Origin of the sequence: Endozoicomonas sp. OPT23 (genome assembly GCF_009653635.1) — a bacterium.
Taxonomy (GTDB): Bacteria; Pseudomonadota; Gammaproteobacteria; order Pseudomonadales; family Endozoicomonadaceae; genus Endozoicomonas_A.
Genome location: NZ_PPFD01000002.1, coordinates 800,843 through 817,234, shown reverse-complemented (window position 1 = coordinate 817,234; position 16,392 = coordinate 800,843). Strand labels below are relative to the sequence as shown.

Below are 16,392 nucleotides of genomic sequence, written 5' to 3'. Positions count from 1 at the left end.
AAAAGAATGCAGCCTTTGTTTGCAAGACTGCATTTTTACACATATTGAGGGGTTGAGGCAGCCCTGAGGTGAGCTGCCCAATCGATCAGGCTTTTTGAGTCAGAGATTTACGTTCAAAATCCCTGATACGCTGACGGTAATGTTCCAGAGTCTGCTGAGTCAGCACACTCATATCTTCGTCTTTCAACTCTGCACCCAGGTCAAGAGCCAGGTGCCTAGCTGTTTCTGCCATCAGTGTGAAAGCCTTCAGTGGCTCAGCTGGTCCGGGCAGCCCCATAAACAAACTGATCACCGGTGTGCTGGAACTTTCCATACGGGAAATATTAAAAGTTCCCGGTTCCACACCATTAGCCAGACTGAACAGAACCTGTCCGGTTCCATCCTTACGGGCATGACGGTGAAAGATAGACATTTCACCAAATTTCAGCCCTGCATCAGGAATCTGCTTCATTAAAACAGAACCTTCAAATGCCTCTTCCTTAGCCAGCAGGTTAATCACCAGTACTTCTTTGGCAGAAGGACGCTTCGATGCCTTTTCCTGTTTCTTGCTGCCTTTTTTCTCGGCACGTTTAACAGCCGTAGGCTCCATGGCCAGCTCCTGCTGAACCATTCGAGTGGTTTGCTCGGCGGTTATTCTGTCCTGAGCATGTTCAATCTCTTCAACCATGGACATTTCCTGGCTGACAGACTGACGTTCAACAGGATCATTCACCTGAGTCAGCGTTGGTACATCATCTTCCGCTTTGTACCCGGATGCAGGCTCTCTCTTTCCTGGCTGCGCAGGTTTTGCAGCAGGCTCATCAAAATCGGTCAGCCCCGGCTCAATGCGATCTTTCACCTGAAGATGAGCAGTCTCTTCCTGACGAGCCCAGCTCCTGACAGATTCCATTGGCTGTCGAGCGCTCTTTTCATAAGCGCTGTCATGCGAACCTTCATAGGACTCGTCAAAGTCACCGGCCAGTTTTCTGGCACCGCCATTGGGCAACTCACTACCGTAGTTGTCTTCACCAGGGGCTACGTCTTCTAACCCGAAAGACAACTCTTCCGAGCGTTTTTTTGCCAGACGCATCCGCCGATAACCATCTGCCAGAACTCCGGCAATAATGATAATCCCTATCAGTACCAACCATTCACGTAAACTCATTTCCATGCCGCCTTCATACGCTCTGGATTGCCAGTTCCACTGGCACTCCCTGAAACTTTACTCTGAAACACAAACAAATAAAAACCAATAAAAAAACGATGAAGATTCACGTTACAACAACTATTCCCTGTTAGTTATTCTCTGTCAGAACCCTACCTGATTCTATCAGTCCGTACATGGTCTATTTGCGCTTTTTTTACAAAAATGGGTAATGACCCTGTACATACGACATTAATGCCCGCTTCTTAAAGCTCTGCCATTGCTGCAGCTTCTTCAATATCCACCGATACCGGTCTGGAAACACCGGCTTCCTGCATGGTGACACCCACCAGCTGACTGGCCGCCTGCATAGCAATCTTATTGTGAGTGATAAACACAAACTGTACCTTATCACTCATCTCCGACACCATTTTTGCGTAACGACCTACGTTGGCATCGTCCAGCGGTGCGTCCACCTCATCAAGCATACAGAAAGGTGACGGGTTCAACTGGAAGATGGCAAACACCAGGGCAATCGCCGTCAATGCCTTTTCACCACCAGACAGCAGGTGAATGGTACTGTTCTTCTTGCCCGGAGGCTGCGCCATAATGGCAACACCGGTATCCAACAGGTCTTCTCCGGTTAGCTGCAAATAGGCCTGACCACCACCGAAAACTCTTGGGAATAACTCCTGCAAGCCCGAGTTAACCTTGTCGTAGGTTGTCTTGAATCGCTGCCGGGTTTCCTTATCAATTTTTCTGATGGCATTTTCCAGTGTTGCCAGTGCAGATTCAAGGTCATCGTTCTGTGCATCCAGATACGTTTTTCGTTCCATCTGGGTTTCAAATTCTTCAATTGCGGCCAGGTTAATAGCTCCCAGTCGCTCAATCCGGGTCTGAATCGTTGTCAAATCCTGCTCCCAGTCACTTTCGGAAGCTTCTTCCGGCAGGTTGGCAATAACGGTATCCAGATCAAACTGGTCTTCACTCAACTGCTCTGCCAGCGTAGTACGACGAACCTGCATGCCCTGCCAGTCCATCCGCAGTTTTTCCAGCCTTGAACGGGCGGTCGTCGCCTTCTGTTCAGCAGACTGTCGACTTTTCTCCATCTGCTGAATGCGCTGTTCTACTTCTTCCAGCTCACTGCGCGCTTTCTGCATCGCCTCTTCTTCTTCAAGACGACGGGTTAACAGTTCTTCCAGTTGTTCCTTCAGGTCACCTTCAGGAGAATCAGATTCAAACAGGGACGCCTGAATCATCTCACGGCGTTCACGCAACTTGGTGGACTGCTGGCTGAGTCGTTCAATAGCCGCTTTCAGCGACATCATCTGACTCTTGATGGTTTGTGAACGCAGCGCTAACTGATGCAGACGATCCTTGTCGTGTCTGGAGCGCTGACGCACCTGTTCCAGTTTGTCACGACACTGTTCACGTTGCTCCAGCAGCTCTTCCTTACGGCCACTGTCCATCTCCATCATGTCCAGAGCTTCCTGCAGCCGGAGACGGGAGTCGCTGATGCTCTCCTGCTCTGCCTGACTCAGCTCCTTACACTCAACAATCTCCTGCTCCAGACGGCTGCGACGGACAGAGAACTGTTCCAGACGAACCTTACGAGCGCCGAGATCAGCACGAACTTCACCTTGCGCACGATTCAACTCAGACAACTGTCGCTGAATATCCTGACGATGCTTATCCAGTTGTTCCGATTTTTCCCGAACCTTGATCAGATCTTCATCAACCTTACGGGAATCGTCTTCCAGCTCAGGTAGTCGTGCGGTCAGTTTTTCGAGGTCTTGCTGTCGTTCCAATACGCCAGAATTACTGTCGACATCCCGGCTGACTCTCAGCCAGTTGGCAGACAGCCAGATACCATCCTGAGTAATAATGGATTCGTGAGCTTCAAGGGAACCACGAGCAGCCAGAGCTTGATCAAGCGTGTCCGCAACAAAGATTCCAGCCAACAGGCCGTTAGCTTCCTGCCCTGCCTGAACCTTGCCGGACAATGCCTTAAGGGCACCTTTGTCACTGCTGCCAGCTATTACCTGAGAGGCATCCAGCATTACCGCTGCGCCTTGCTCCAACGAACCCAAAAGAGCAGCAACTGAATCGAGACCATCAACACAGAGCGCCTGTAAGCTGTTACCAAGAACGGTCTCTACCGCCAGTTCCCAGCCTGCTTCAACCTGCAGTTTTTCTGCCAGTCGCGGTGTGTTTTCAAGACGATTCTGTTCCAGCCAGATTGCAACGCCCGTGTCCTGTCCCAGTGCCGCCTGTTGTAAGGCTTCCAGTGACGCGTGACGGCCACGCAGGGTACTCAGCTCGGTACGAACCTTTTCGCGGTTTTCCTGCAGTTCTTCATACTGAAGACGGTTTTCTTCTATTTCAGACTGGGTTTCTTCCAGTCGAATTTCCTGGGTCTCGCGGGTCATCTCCAGTTCGGTGAGTTTTTCCGCAAGTACTTCCAGTTCGTCTGTGTCTTCACCACCGCCAAGCGTTGCAGCTTCTTCCCGCAACTTCTGCTCACGGCTTTGCAATCGTGCAAGAACAGACTCTGCGTGCTGAATCCGTGACTGTTCAACTTCTGCCAGTTTCTGAGGTTCATGGGAACGCTGGTTGAAATTATCCCAGTCCTGCTGCAGCAGGTGCATCTCTTCTTCAACGGTTTCCAGCAATTCGGCAGAACCGTGTTCCTGCTCCTGCAGCATTTCCAGTTCAGGCTCAATCTCGAGCTGCTCTGCTTCCAGCATCTCCATTTGAGATTGGTCTTCTGCCATCTGTTCACGGGCTTCATTCCAGCCCTGTTCCAGCTGCTGAAGGTCGTGATTCAACTCTCTGGAACGTTCTTCTTTATGGCGAAGGGTTTGTTCAATACGGGTGATCTCATTACCCGTACCGTAGTATTTGGCCTGGGTTTCATGGAAGTGGTCGCCCAGTTCCATCTGCAGGGCTCTGTCCTGCTCCATTCCGGCATCGGAAGAACGCTGGTCACTGACCGCCGCTTCCAGCTGGACTTCCAGCTCACCTATAACGTGTTCCTGAGACTTAACCTTTTCATCAATGCCCTGCCATTTCAGAGCCTGAAGCTGGGCTTTCTTTAAACGTTCTTCTTCTTTAAAGGCTTTGTACTTTTCTGCGGACTGTGCCTGACGCTCAAGATGACCAAGACGGCGACCCAGTTCGTCACGCAGGTCGGTCAATCGCTCAAGGTTTTCATTGGTACGGCGAATCCGGTTTTCAGTTTCACGACGGCGCTCCTTATATTTGGAAATGCCCGCCGCCTCTTCAATGAAAACACGCAACTCTTCCGGCTTGGATTCAATCAGGGTGGAAACAATACCCTGAGAAATGATGGAGTAGCTTCTTGGCCCCAGACCGGTACCCAGAAAAATATCCATCACATCACGGCGACGGCATTTACTGCCATTAAGGAAATAGAAGTTCTTGGATTCTGTGGTCAGCATCCGTTTAACGGAGATTTCGCTGTAAGCGGCAAACTCACCAGTGATACGGCCTTCATTATTATCAAAGATCAGCTCTACCGACGCCTTGCCCGCCGCCTTACGGCTATTGGAACCTTTGAAGATAACGTCGGTCATGGATTCGCCACGCAGGTGCTTGGCGGAAGATTCACCCATTACCCAGCGCACGGCGTCAATAATATTTGATTTACCACAGCCGTTCGGCCCGACAACACCACACATGTTGGAAGGAAAATGAACCGTAGTCGGGTCCACGAAGGATTTAAAACCGGCCAGCTTGATCGACTTTAGACGCATTGTTTCCTTAATTAATTACTCTCGGGCCACTGCTCGCGTACCGAATATTTCTCGCAATTGGCGGTTTTACTCAAGACTCATGCTTCGGTGACCTTTAAATCCTTGTCCCCGAATCGGCAACATCACTATCTATTTAGTTGCTCTCATATATCTATAACGCATAAGTCTGCCAGATATCCATTCTCATTCGAGTTTACACAGATTCATAGGAAGAGGAAAAGTCGTTAATGCCGAAATCAGAGTTCCTCTCGTAATTCATTCCCTCTTTATAATGCAATGGAATAGAAAAATATTAATCTAATTATCAAATTACATTCATATAAATAAAAATTGAACTTTTCCACAACATATCTATCTCAATTTATTAGTAACCGCTTGCGGGATTCTGCAGGCACGCAGTAAAAAACTAATGGAGATAGATTATGAAGTTCAAACCTCTGGCCATGACATTTCTGGCATTTTCCGTGAGTACGGCATTTGCTCTAGACAATACCCCCTCATCTGAGCCTGAAATGCAGGTTGAAGATGTTTGTGTTGAATCAGATGGCTGCACTCAACATACCACAGAAAGTCAGAAAAACTCTGACCAGCCAGCAAGCGATTCAACAGTATATGATGGCCCTGCCCTTCGCCTGCCAGTAGCCCCCGAGTTTGCCAACCGTGATTTTTCAAAGATCAGGCAATATATCGAGCTGGGTACCGGTATAATCATGAGCATGAAGAAAGAGGTTGTCGTTAAGGATAAACCGGAAAATAACGAAACCTGGTTCCAGTTCAGTGTCTTCAGCTCCAAAGCGGCTGCTGAAGCAGAGGCCTACTACGCTGATCCGGAGCAATATAAAACTCCACTCGGTATTGCCAGCGAATCTGGTAAATCACCTAAGTATATCGAAGGACCTAAAACCAAAGCTAAACCTATTTCCGGAGTAGTTAATTACCGTGGTGATCATGATGAGGTAAAACTCAGATCCACCCTTAACGACTTCCTGGACATCACAAAAACTCAGGGCTCATTCGGGCAACCAATCATTGACGACTTGAATGATGAACTGGACACCGACGATGATTACAGTGTTCCTTTTGGTGACGGTGAAAACTTTGAAGCTGGTAACCCAATTTCTTCACTGGGTCTGCCACAGCTCGCTGTTTTGTTAAGCCGTATTCAAAATACACACCCCAATGCTGGTCACCTTGCTCTGACTGTAGGCTTCCAGCCTAATACACATACGACTGGGTCCGGAAAAAAACAGAAGCTACAAAGCACACTAAGATATCAGCTTTGCCAGCAGGATCCTTTGAGTGGCAAGCTTCATAACTGTACCAACTCTTTTGAAGAGCCTGTCAGAAATAGCCTTATTGTTCTATTCAGTGATCAGGACGACCAGAACCTGAAAAAACTGGTTAAGGGCGATGGTGGAAGCTCCATGTGGTCATACATGGGTTATAAAGAACACGAGCCATTTATTGTCAGTGATATATTCGCTCATCTGGCAATCCAGGTTCGTACCATAGCAGGGGAAAACAAGTTTGAGCTGCCAAGAGACCTCAAAGACGAAATTATCAACATGTCCTATCAGGTCAGCAACCCTGTCTTAGCTGAAGATGGTGTAGAGCCTGTCGTCAAATCAAAAGACGGCAAAAAAGTCATCGCTTTCAACGTAAAGTTTAAGCCTCTGGTTATTCCAGGAAGGCCACAACCAGATGACATCCTCATGATGGTTAATCGAAAATCTGAAAACAACATAGAAACGATTTTCTCATCAACAGGATACGCTCAAAAGCTCAACGTGGCTCCGGCTGAACAGCTGGAAAGCAAATGTCGTAACTCTGGACATGTGCCCTTTGAAGCTCTTGGTCTCAGAACTGTCGATTGTATTGATCAGCTGGTCACTGTGAACGCTGAAAAGTCGAAGATGGAACAGGAACACAATGCGTATCTTGAAGATATCAAGACCATGCAGCAGGACCTTAACTCACAAAAAGCTGAACTTAAAGCCGAGGCAAGTGCACAGGAAGCGGCCTTCGGGCAAAGGCTTGCTCAGCAGCTAGCTCAGCAGCTATACGAAACAAAACAAATGGTTTACGCCACGATTCTTTTGAAGGATCGTGCTATTCGACCGAAAAACAATGTTTCACCTAATTATGATTATTACTGTGTTGATAAAGCAAATGTCGATCTGGACACGATGACTTACGACATCACCTGCAGATTTGGATCAACTGTGGACAAGAATAAGAATCATAAATATGAGATTGACCTGAAGCAGTGTGATCTTATTACAACAGACCACGATACTGGCCCACTGAAGTTTGTTATTGACTCGAATGGTCATACTCAACTTAAGTGTAAGAAAGAAAAATCACGTGAGGATTCAGTAATCGGTGAGTAATATCCAGACATTGACATAAACTCACCTTGAAAAGCGGTTGTCCCTACGACAGGGTCAACCGCTTTTTTTATTTCAGAATCTCAACCTGAATATGCTGTATCTGCCCTGCAAACACCACAACATCTTCCAGGCCTGAATATTTAACAGTTTCACCGGATTGCGTCATACCTTCAAAATCAAACTCAAAGTGCACAACACCCGGTTTGAGTTCTTCCATACTTTTTACGGACCAGTTCAGGCTGCTATACATACCGTGATGCTTTCTCTGCATAGCCATTATGTCCGTCACTCCAAGAAACAAGTCTCCTTTCCCCGAACGGAATGTGGAGCTGTCACAGAACAGTTTGGTGATTGCGTCGAAATTGCTGTCGTTCGATAGCTGGAAGTAATACTCAGCAATGCTCAATGGATTCACTCTATACGCACCTCTATTCTCTACCAACCGACCGTTATCAGGTTTTTTCCCGTATTTGACAGTAACTCTAACCTCTTTGTCAGTCATTTTCAGAACACAATAATAAATACTAAAACCTCAACTCAACCAAGGTGTTCCCCATGCTTCAGGCTCTTCCACTGGTAGACAGCTACTTCAAAAGCAACCCTTACCTTGCGGTACCTACTGCAGTTGTCGGCGCTCTTGCTTTCGGCGGCACCATACCTGTTGCATTGGCAACAGGAGCAGCTATTGGCGTGAGCTCGCTGGTAATGATAGAGGGGGTAAAACTGGTTGAAAAGCAGCTGATTGATCGAAGTATTAAAGAAGCCCCTATGGAAAACATGTTAAAAACAAGCCTGCAAGGCTGCGATCTTTCATTGCTTGAAGCCCAGTGTCCGGAAGCTCTGGCCAAAAATAACAACCCCGAAAGTATTCCCATGACTGCTCGATGGATGGTTGATCAGGTTGCAAAACTTAAACTGATCTCTGTATACCGAAGAGCAGATATTCAGGAGCTGCACGACACACTTGGATTAAGAGGTCAGGAAGAAGAATTGATGGTAGCTATTGGCAGGCTCACTCTTAAAGAGCGGAATCGTTACCACTTCATCGACAGTAACGCATTTCTGGTCAGGCTACTCAGTGAAGTAGCAGGTAAAATGAATGGCAGGCACGAACTGAATCAAAGACAAAGCACACTGAATATGTTGAAAGCCATTCGCCTTGGTAATTGCGCCGAACACAGTGAAGCCTTATGTAAATTAATGGCCTCCCAGAAAGGCTCCGCCAGCGAGTACAAATTACTGACAGCTCAGGTCAACCATGAGGCAGCTTCTGCCAAAAAAGAACAGGGCAAGCCATGGCAGCTCGCTCATAGCGTAAATCATCAGTTCAATCTGATATGCGATGCAGACACTCTGCAACAGGCAAAGGAAATAGGGCTGTTGAAGAAAATGGCGTCATCCCCAAAACAAACACCTGAACTGTTCAAACGATTTCCGGGCAAATTCATTCTGTGTGATGCGTTTACAGGTAGGGTTGAAAAGATCAGGGATAACTGGCCTGACTTAGCCAAAAGTTTCCATTGCAACAGTGATGGCGGCACAAACTATGAACTTCAACTGAGTGAAGCGATTGTCTAAGAAGCTACTGAAGGTTACCTATCGACAACCTTCAGTGCTCAGAAATAACCTTTAGCTCTGGAGCTTAATCTTCACCCTTCATGCTTCGACCAAGAGCTGGCGAACTGGCAATAATACGATCCGCCAGACGAGAGAATGGTAGGCTCTGAATCCATACCTTTCCATGGCCACTTAAAGTCGCCATAAACAGGCCTTCACCACCGAATACCATGGATTTCAGACCGCCTGCAGCCTGAATATCGTAATTAATATCACCAGCAAATCCAACCAGACAGCCTGTATCCAGACGCAGTGTCTCACCGTTCAATTCACGCTCAACAACGGTACCGCCAGCATGAATAAATGCCATGCCATCGCCTTCCAGTTGCTGAAGAATAAAACCTTCGCCGCCAAAGAAGCCTGCACCCAGCTTGCGGGTAAAGGTAATGCTTATTTTTGTACCCAGAGCGGCACAGAGAAAACTGTCTTTCTGGCAAACAACCTTTTCACCCAGTTTGGACATATCCAGAGGAACGATTGAACCGGGATAAGGTGCGGAGAAAGCAACCCTGCTTTTACCTGAGCCTTCATTAGAAAAATGAGTAGTAAACACCGACTCACCGGTCAGCATACGTTTGCCCACAGAAAACAGCTTGCCCATAATGCCCTGATCAGGCTCGGAACCGTCCCCCATACGGGTTTCAAAATTTATACCTTCTTCCATAAAGGTCATGGCACCTGCTTCGGCTACAACCGTTTCGCCCGGGTCGAGTTCCACTTCCACCAGCTGCATATCGTGACCGCGAATTTCATAATCAACTTCATGGCAACGCATGGGGATTTTCCTTGTGTTAGCAATCGAAAAAAATACACTAGCAAACTTGCCGCAACACTCAAACTTTATCAACCAGACTTTTATTAACGAGAACTTTATGAGCGACAACCAGGTTCAGGCACAGCCCAATAATCCTTTGCACGGAATTACCCTTGAGAAGGTAGTCACTCAACTGGTGGAACATTATGGCTGGAGGGAGCTGGGGGAGAGAATCAACATTCGCTGCTTTAACAGCGATCCTTCCATTAAATCCAGCCTCAAGTTTTTGCGTAAAACCGATTGGGCCAGAAAGAAGGTTGAAGAGCTTTTTATTGATACTTTTTACTGAGAGAAACGAAAGCCCCTGAATCAAGGGGCTTTCACTGCAAGGCTACAGTCTTTTAGAAATTACTTTTTAGCAGCTGCTGCCTGCATCACACCGTAGGTCACTTCCATATCCGCTACCCAATCTTCACCGAAACGGTAATCAATCGTAGCGCCCATGTTCTGAAACTTCTTGATGACTTTCGGATCTTTCATCACCTTGTCAGTAGCTGCAGTCAGTTTCTCAACCACTTCCAGAGGAACACCCTTTGGTGCAAAGATTCCGGACCAGCCTTCAAAGCTACCCTTAATGCCATAGTCAGCGAAGGTCGGGGTATTCTTGTAAGCATCCAGTTCCTTGTTCATAACCAGAACACGGGCACGATCAGCCTTTACGTGCGGGCCAAAGATTGGCGGAAATGAAACCGCAGAATCGATATGTCCGCCAACCACAGAAACCATGGAAGTAGAACCGCTGTTCGCGTGAACATACTTTGGCTGATAACCCGCCTGGTCAGCAATAATACCGGCCAGGATTGCACCGGAAGAAGAAGCGCCCCAGGTGCCTAAAGTCACCTTCTGACTTTTAGCGCCAGCAATAAAATCATCAAAGGTCTTGTACGGGCTGTCCTTTGCAACAACCACAGCCAGAGGCACAGAGGTCATTTTTACGACAGGGGTAAAGCTGTCAAACTGATAAGGTGTCTTGCTGAAGTTAGGCGACACCAGCATATTACCCAGACCAGCATTGATCAGGGTGTAACCGTCTTTTCTTGAGTTGGCTACAAAAGCGGTACCGACAATACCGCCACCGCCCGGTTTGTTGATTACAACAACAGGTACGCCCAGTTCATCTTCAACAGCATCTGCCCAGATGCGGGTGGTCAGGTCGGAATCACCACCGGCACCGTAAGGAACGATCACCTTGATTGGCTTTTCCGGGTATGCCGCCAGTGCGGAGCCTGCAGCCATGGTGAGAGACAGAGTTGCAGCAATAGCAGTTAAGGTTGTTTTCAGTGTTTTCATCATCAAATTCCAAAGTGTGTTTTTATTGTTGTGGTTATGGTTAGGCGTTCTGCAGAAGCTGCCTGAATCAGACAGCGTCACTGCGCAGGTTTAATGTGCATTCAGGTTATGTTTTAGCCTCCTGAAGGGATGATGGTGACTGTGGTTGCTGCCTGCGTCGTTTCATCCAGATATTGGAAGAAACAAAGAACACAGAAAGCAGAATAAATACCCAGGCAAACGGTGAGGCAAAGAACAGATGGTAGTCTGTGCCTACAATCGCAATGGCCTGATCAAGGTTCTGTTCCAGATAAGGCGTGAGAATAAAGCCGATAATAAATATCGCCGGATTCAGCCCCACCAGACGCATGCCATAACCCAATACGGTGAAGCAGATCAGAATAAGAATGTCGTTCATATTCTGGCCAGCGGTAAATGCACCGGTAAAGGCAAAGATGGTCACACAAGGGAAAATGTAATAACGACTCAGTGATGCCAGTTTCACAAAGAACCGGAATCCTGATTTAGCAATAGCCAGCAGGAACAGGTCTGTAATCAGAAAGCCTGCAAAGATCGCATAGATGGTTTCCGTGTGTTCAAAGAAGATCATCGGGCCCGGTGTCAGACCATGAATCAGGAATGCACCCATCAGCAGTGCAGCAACGTCATCACCGGGAATGCTGAGTGTCAGCATGGGTATCAGACTGGAGCCGCATACGGCGTTGTTGGCAGATTCAGCAGCAGCGATACCTTCTACCGAGCCCTTGCCATATTCATCCGGTTTCTTCGAAACCCGTCTGGCTTCACCATAAGCCATAAAGGCTGCGGTACTGGAACCCAACCCCGGCAAAGCCCCAATAAAGGTACCAATACCGCTGGATTTGAGAATCGTGCCAATAACCGCTTTGAACTCTTTCAGGCTGATACGATTATCCGCCGGATTACTCGACCGGGTTATGGTCATACTTCCCTGGGTCTGCTTTCGTCGCCGAATAACATTCAACACTTCCGGCATTACCAGCACACCAATCAACATAGGTGTGAAAGTAAAGCCGGACATCAACTCAGTAACACCAAATGTAAACCGTGAAGCGCCGGTAATAGTAGAAAGACCCACCATGGCGAACATCATGCCCAGGGTGCAGGACAGAAGTCCTCTGGAAATAGAACCACCGGCCATGGTTGCGATCACAGTAAAGGCAAACAGCAGTACGAAAACTTTCTCTATTGGCCCGGCTTGCAGAGAAATAGCCGAAATCGGTGCCGCTACAAGAATCAGTACCAGTGTCGCCAGCATTTCTCCGGAAACAGAAGAGAACAGAGAGATGTCCAGAGCCTTCCCGGACTTACCTGCTTTAGTCAGGGCATGGCCATCTTTGGCTGTCAGGAATGATGCCGCAGCCCCTGGCGTATTAATCAGAATGGCTGAGATAGAGCCACCATAGATACCTGACTTATACACTGCCAGCAGCATGGTAATGCCAATAATAGGATCAACGTAAAACGTCAGCGGCAAAATAATTGCGATCGCCATAATGGCGGAAATGCCCGGAATAGCTCCGAAAGTAATGCCAACAATGACACCGGCAATAATGCCAAGAATCGGGCCTATGGCAAAAATCGCTGAGAATCCATTAAGTATATTTTCCAGCATAGAAACTCACCTCTTCAGGACAGGGTCCAGGTTGGTAAAAACACCCGCAGAAAATGCAGGGACCCGTAAAAAACCATCAGAGGCGTAATCACTGACATCAGCACTATCGGGAGCCATTTACGACCTCCCAGCAGCGCAGCAATACTGAACATGACAAAAGGCGTCGCGACCAGGAACCCGACATAGGGAACCACCAGCCAGTAAGTGATAAAGATTCCGATATAAATAAAGACACCGGAAAAGCCTGTAGTGGAAATGGCTTCCTCGTCAGTCTGTTCGGCCTGCCTTAGCAATCCAAGCAATGATGGAATTGCCATAGCCGCTGAAAAAACAATCATCAGGCCAGCAACAATTCTGGGCAGAAACAGTGAGCCCAGCTCAGTTTCAACGCCGCCTTCAACCAGACTGTCATTGGTCAAAATAATCACAGAAACAACGATTGAAATAGTTGCTAATACAACATCGATTTTTCTTCTATCCATTCCCATTCCTCTCAAAATATCCGTGACTGGATGGATTCAGTCACCGGTAAACACCTGTGATATTGATAAAACATTATTTAAACGACATCAGTCACAGGTGCCTACAACAATGAGCAACGATTACTGGCTTGCACCAGGTACCGGATACACATTGGGGTTATAAGGTAGTTTGACACCCAGACCTTTTTCGCTGGCCAGTTGGCAGACGCGGTGAGCAATGGCAATGTCGTGAATGGCAAGACCAAGGTTAAAATTCAGGATGCGCTGCTCTTGTGAAACTCTGCCCTTTTGCAGGCCAGCAACCACTTCACCGAGCTCCAGTGAGGATGAAGGAATATTGTATTTGCCTGCCAGGAAGGAAGAAACCTGTTCGTGACTATCGGTCACCAGCAAGTCGGCTTTATTCATCACATCCGGTTCCCAGCCGCCACCATGTACGGGTAACACCAGAGTGCCGGGCTTGACATCATCCCAGAAGAAAATAGGTTCCTTGAGTACGCCTGTACAGGTCATAACAATGTCAGAATCGCTGACCGCTTCAGAAACAGAATCCACTGGCTGCACATTAATACCCAGCTCTCGCTTCATGTCCTCCGCAAACTGTTCCAGCCCCGGCCTGTGGATATCAAAGCCTTTAACAACTTCCAGCTCAGGAAACATGTCCTGCATCATCAGCAGGTGATAACGAGCCTGCATGCCGGTACCGACAATACCTATGCTCTGCACTCTTTCCGGTGCCAGATGTTCTGCCGCAACAGCGGTAACCGCCGCTGTACGCATATTGGTAATCCAGCCTCCATCAATAATAGCCGTCGGCGCACCGGTATCCGGATCGTTCAGTACAATCAGGCCCATAATCGCCGGCAGGTTTTGTTTCGGGTTATCAAAGAAACCACTGACCCATTTGATACCGGCTTCCCGGGTTTCTTCCAGCCAGGCTGGCATCGCATGCAGAAAGGTCTGCGGCAGTGGATGAATACCTGGCTTGGGTGGATTTTCAACCTTCTTGCGACCATGTTGTGCCAGAGCACCGGCTACCAGTTCGCGAAATTCCTGGAGGCTGATGCCCGAGGACAAAACATCTTCCGGTGTTAAATAAAGGATTTCCATAAACAACCTTTCTTATTACTACTTTATTTTTCTATTTATGCAGGTTCGACCAACCAGCTTATGAGTGACTGGTCTGGCCAGTATGTTCTTCTGCTTTCCTGCGACCGAATGGAAAAGAAACTGCGACACCTATCCAGACCATATACATGGCCATTTGCTTTAGCGGGCTGATCTCTTCATCAAATAATGTCAGTGCCAGCACATACATAATCACAGGCTCGATATAGGTCATCAGTCCGGCCGTAGTCAGCTGGCGAATATGACGAACCCCCATGCCATAAAGCACCAGCGGCAGGTAATAGAGAGGCACAATGGCCAGAAGCCATGGATCACTGCTCCAGTTGAATGATGTTCCAGCTTCCATATTCCAGAGCAGAAACAGGGAGACCGGCAGCATAAGGACCACCTCAGCACTCAGACCAGACAGTTCACTGACCTGCCCTTTTCGTTTCACAACACTGAAAAGAGCAAAAGCAACTGCGATCATGATGGTCAGCCAGGGCAGTTCACCATTAGCAAAACAGTAGAAAAGAAAAGCCAGCAGGCAGATATAAAAGGACAACCATTGCCGCTTACTCAGACGTTCACCGAAAAACAGCATTCCCGCGACAATGGTCAGCACCGGACTGAGAAAGAAAGCCAGGCTGACAGCCAATAGTTGACCGTTGAGTGTTCCCCAAAGGTTGCCATACCAGCTGGTTGAAATAAGGGCTGCGCCCAGCAGTGCCCAACCTGCCTGGGAAACGGATGGCCGTTTAAATCCATTGCGATAAACCAGCAGCAGGGCTATAAGCAATACCGGCGCTGAAAGCAGCACCCGTACAGCAAAGACCGTACTCGCCTGATAGCCTGAAAGCTGCTGAAAGTAGAGCGGCATTAATCCCCATAAAAGAAAGGAAGCCAGCGTTAGCCATTCGCCACGATATTGATGAATAAATTTGTTATTAGTCATGAATTACTGCTGATTACATCAGTGATAAATGCGAGATCAGGTTAATACTGGTCAGTAGATGTATATCTTTTGAGTGACATGACCTGTCTCTTTTTGTTTTTGTAGTTCTGGTCTGCACAATGCTGCTATGCGTGCCAAGAAATTCTGCACAAGATTGAGATATAAAGAAATTTGATGTTATTTATGCTTTCATAAGTCACATTTATATTTTAGATCACTGATATAACAATGAATTTCAACCTGAGAAAGCTGGAGATTTTTTTTGAAGTGGTACGCAGTGGTAGTATTTCCCGTGCAGCCAAGCGACTCTCACTGACTCAGCCAGCGGTCAGTACTGCTATTTCTACCTTGGAAGAAGAGGTCGGTTTCCTGCTGTTCAAACGCACCAAATATGCCGCTGAACTGACACCTGAGGCCCGACATATGGCGGAGAGCGTTGACCAAATACTGGCCTCTTGTCGTAACCTTGAGAAGCTGACGGAAAACCTGCGTCATGGCCGTGTAGGTAAGCTGCAGATTGGCTGCATGCCAGGCCTCTCACATAGTTTTCTACCGAAGATTATGGCTGGATTCTCTGCCGAGTACCCTGAAGCACGAATGGCTCTGAAGACCTTTGATTCAAAGAAGATAGTCAACTGGGTTAAGGCGGGGCATTGTGATATTGGTATTGTGGAGAAACCGGAAGTTACCAATAACCTTATATTGCACAGTTATCAGTTACCGATGATTTGTGCAGTTCACAAGGAATCTTCGCTGGCTTTAAAAGAGGCTATTACTGTTGAAGACCTTCATGAGCAGCCCATGATTACGCTCGAGGAGAGTCATTCGGTTACCAGTGATATCAGTACCCTGTTTCGCAAGCACAGCTGTCATACCAATATCATTGCGGAAACACATCTGTTTCCTTCCGGCCTGACCATGGTTAATGCCGGCATGGGCTGTATGCTGGTTGATCAGGTGACTGCTTCCGATTTCAGCTGCCGCAGTGACTCCAATATACTCATCAAGCCGTTCAGTCCGGAGATCAGTTTTGATATAGCCGTCATCCTGCCGGAGCTGCATATATCATCCCGTCTCTGCCAGGCATTTTATGAGTATTTGAAAGTCAGAATTGATGCTCTGGTCAAGCAGTAAAACAGATGTAGTTGGAGAGGGAGGCACTCTGGTATCTGAATTGATACCAGAATAAGGAGCTTGTTTTATGT

General features: G+C 47.6%; 13 protein-coding genes. 4 read left to right on the top strand and 9 right to left on the bottom strand.

The window, feature by feature from the left end:
• Positions 1-85: 85 nt before the first annotated feature.
• On the bottom strand, positions 86-1,150 hold the full coding sequence (gene zipA / locus EOPP23_RS05520; RefSeq protein WP_153764937.1) for a cell division protein ZipA: 1,065 nt from the start codon (positions 1,148-1,150) through the stop codon (positions 86-88).
• 239 nt (positions 1,151-1,389) lie between these two features.
• Entirely contained in the window at positions 1,390-4,899 is a 3,510-nt protein-coding gene (gene smc / locus EOPP23_RS05515) for a chromosome segregation protein SMC (RefSeq protein ID WP_153764936.1), read from the bottom strand.
• Positions 4,900-5,321: 422 nt separating this feature from the next.
• Between smc and EOPP23_RS05510 the strand changes: the two genes are divergently transcribed.
• Positions 5,322-7,289 (top strand): hypothetical protein, encoded by a 1,968-nt coding sequence (locus EOPP23_RS05510; RefSeq protein ID WP_153764935.1) that lies wholly within the window; start codon positions 5,322-5,324, stop codon positions 7,287-7,289.
• Positions 7,290-7,356: 67 nt separating this feature from the next.
• Here EOPP23_RS05510 and EOPP23_RS05505 read toward each other — a convergent pair whose 3' ends face one another.
• The gene (locus EOPP23_RS05505) at positions 7,357-7,791 is read right to left on the bottom strand and encodes a hypothetical protein (protein WP_194842504.1); all 435 of its coding nucleotides are present in this window, start codon (positions 7,789-7,791) and stop codon (positions 7,357-7,359) included.
• A gap of 53 nt (positions 7,792-7,844) precedes the next feature.
• Between EOPP23_RS05505 and EOPP23_RS05500 the strand changes: the two genes are divergently transcribed.
• Positions 7,845-8,867, top strand: coding sequence for a hypothetical protein (locus tag EOPP23_RS05500; protein ID WP_153764933.1), 1,023 nt, complete (start codon positions 7,845-7,847; stop codon positions 8,865-8,867).
• Between the two features lie 64 nt (positions 8,868-8,931).
• On the opposite strand, the gene EOPP23_RS05495 is transcribed toward EOPP23_RS05500, so the two are convergent.
• Positions 8,932-9,681, bottom strand: coding sequence for a TIGR00266 family protein (locus EOPP23_RS05495; protein ID WP_153764932.1), 750 nt, complete (start codon positions 9,679-9,681; stop codon positions 8,932-8,934).
• Between the two features lie 97 nt (positions 9,682-9,778).
• Between EOPP23_RS05495 and EOPP23_RS05490 the strand changes: the two genes are divergently transcribed.
• On the top strand, positions 9,779-10,009 hold the full coding sequence (locus EOPP23_RS05490) for a VF530 family DNA-binding protein (protein WP_153764931.1): 231 nt from the start codon (positions 9,779-9,781) through the stop codon (positions 10,007-10,009).
• 59 nt (positions 10,010-10,068) lie between these two features.
• On the opposite strand, the gene EOPP23_RS05485 is transcribed toward EOPP23_RS05490, so the two are convergent.
• From EOPP23_RS05485 to EOPP23_RS05465, 5 genes are all read right to left on the bottom strand, one after another.
• Positions 10,069-11,013, bottom strand: coding sequence for a tripartite tricarboxylate transporter substrate binding protein (locus EOPP23_RS05485; RefSeq protein ID WP_228550568.1), 945 nt, complete (start codon positions 11,011-11,013; stop codon positions 10,069-10,071).
• Positions 11,014-11,116: 103 nt separating this feature from the next.
• Positions 11,117-12,643 (bottom strand): tripartite tricarboxylate transporter permease, encoded by a 1,527-nt coding sequence (locus tag EOPP23_RS05480; RefSeq protein WP_153764930.1) that lies wholly within the window; start codon positions 12,641-12,643, stop codon positions 11,117-11,119.
• A gap of 14 nt (positions 12,644-12,657) precedes the next feature.
• Positions 12,658-13,125, bottom strand: coding sequence for a tripartite tricarboxylate transporter TctB family protein (locus EOPP23_RS05475; protein ID WP_153764929.1), 468 nt, complete (start codon positions 13,123-13,125; stop codon positions 12,658-12,660).
• Between the two features lie 120 nt (positions 13,126-13,245).
• Positions 13,246-14,235 carry an ornithine cyclodeaminase family protein gene (locus EOPP23_RS05470; protein WP_153764928.1) on the bottom strand — a complete coding sequence of 330 codons (990 nt, stop codon included), beginning with the start codon at positions 14,233-14,235 and terminating at the stop codon, positions 13,246-13,248.
• Between the two features lie 58 nt (positions 14,236-14,293).
• Entirely contained in the window at positions 14,294-15,187 is an 894-nt protein-coding gene (locus EOPP23_RS05465; RefSeq protein ID WP_153764927.1) for an EamA family transporter, read from the bottom strand.
• Between the two features lie 228 nt (positions 15,188-15,415).
• Between EOPP23_RS05465 and EOPP23_RS05460 the strand changes: the two genes are divergently transcribed.
• Positions 15,416-16,321: a LysR family transcriptional regulator gene (locus tag EOPP23_RS05460; RefSeq protein ID WP_153764926.1), complete on the top strand. Its 906-nt coding sequence runs from the start codon at positions 15,416-15,418 to the stop codon at positions 16,319-16,321.
• The last annotated feature ends 71 nt before the right edge of the window (positions 16,322-16,392 follow it).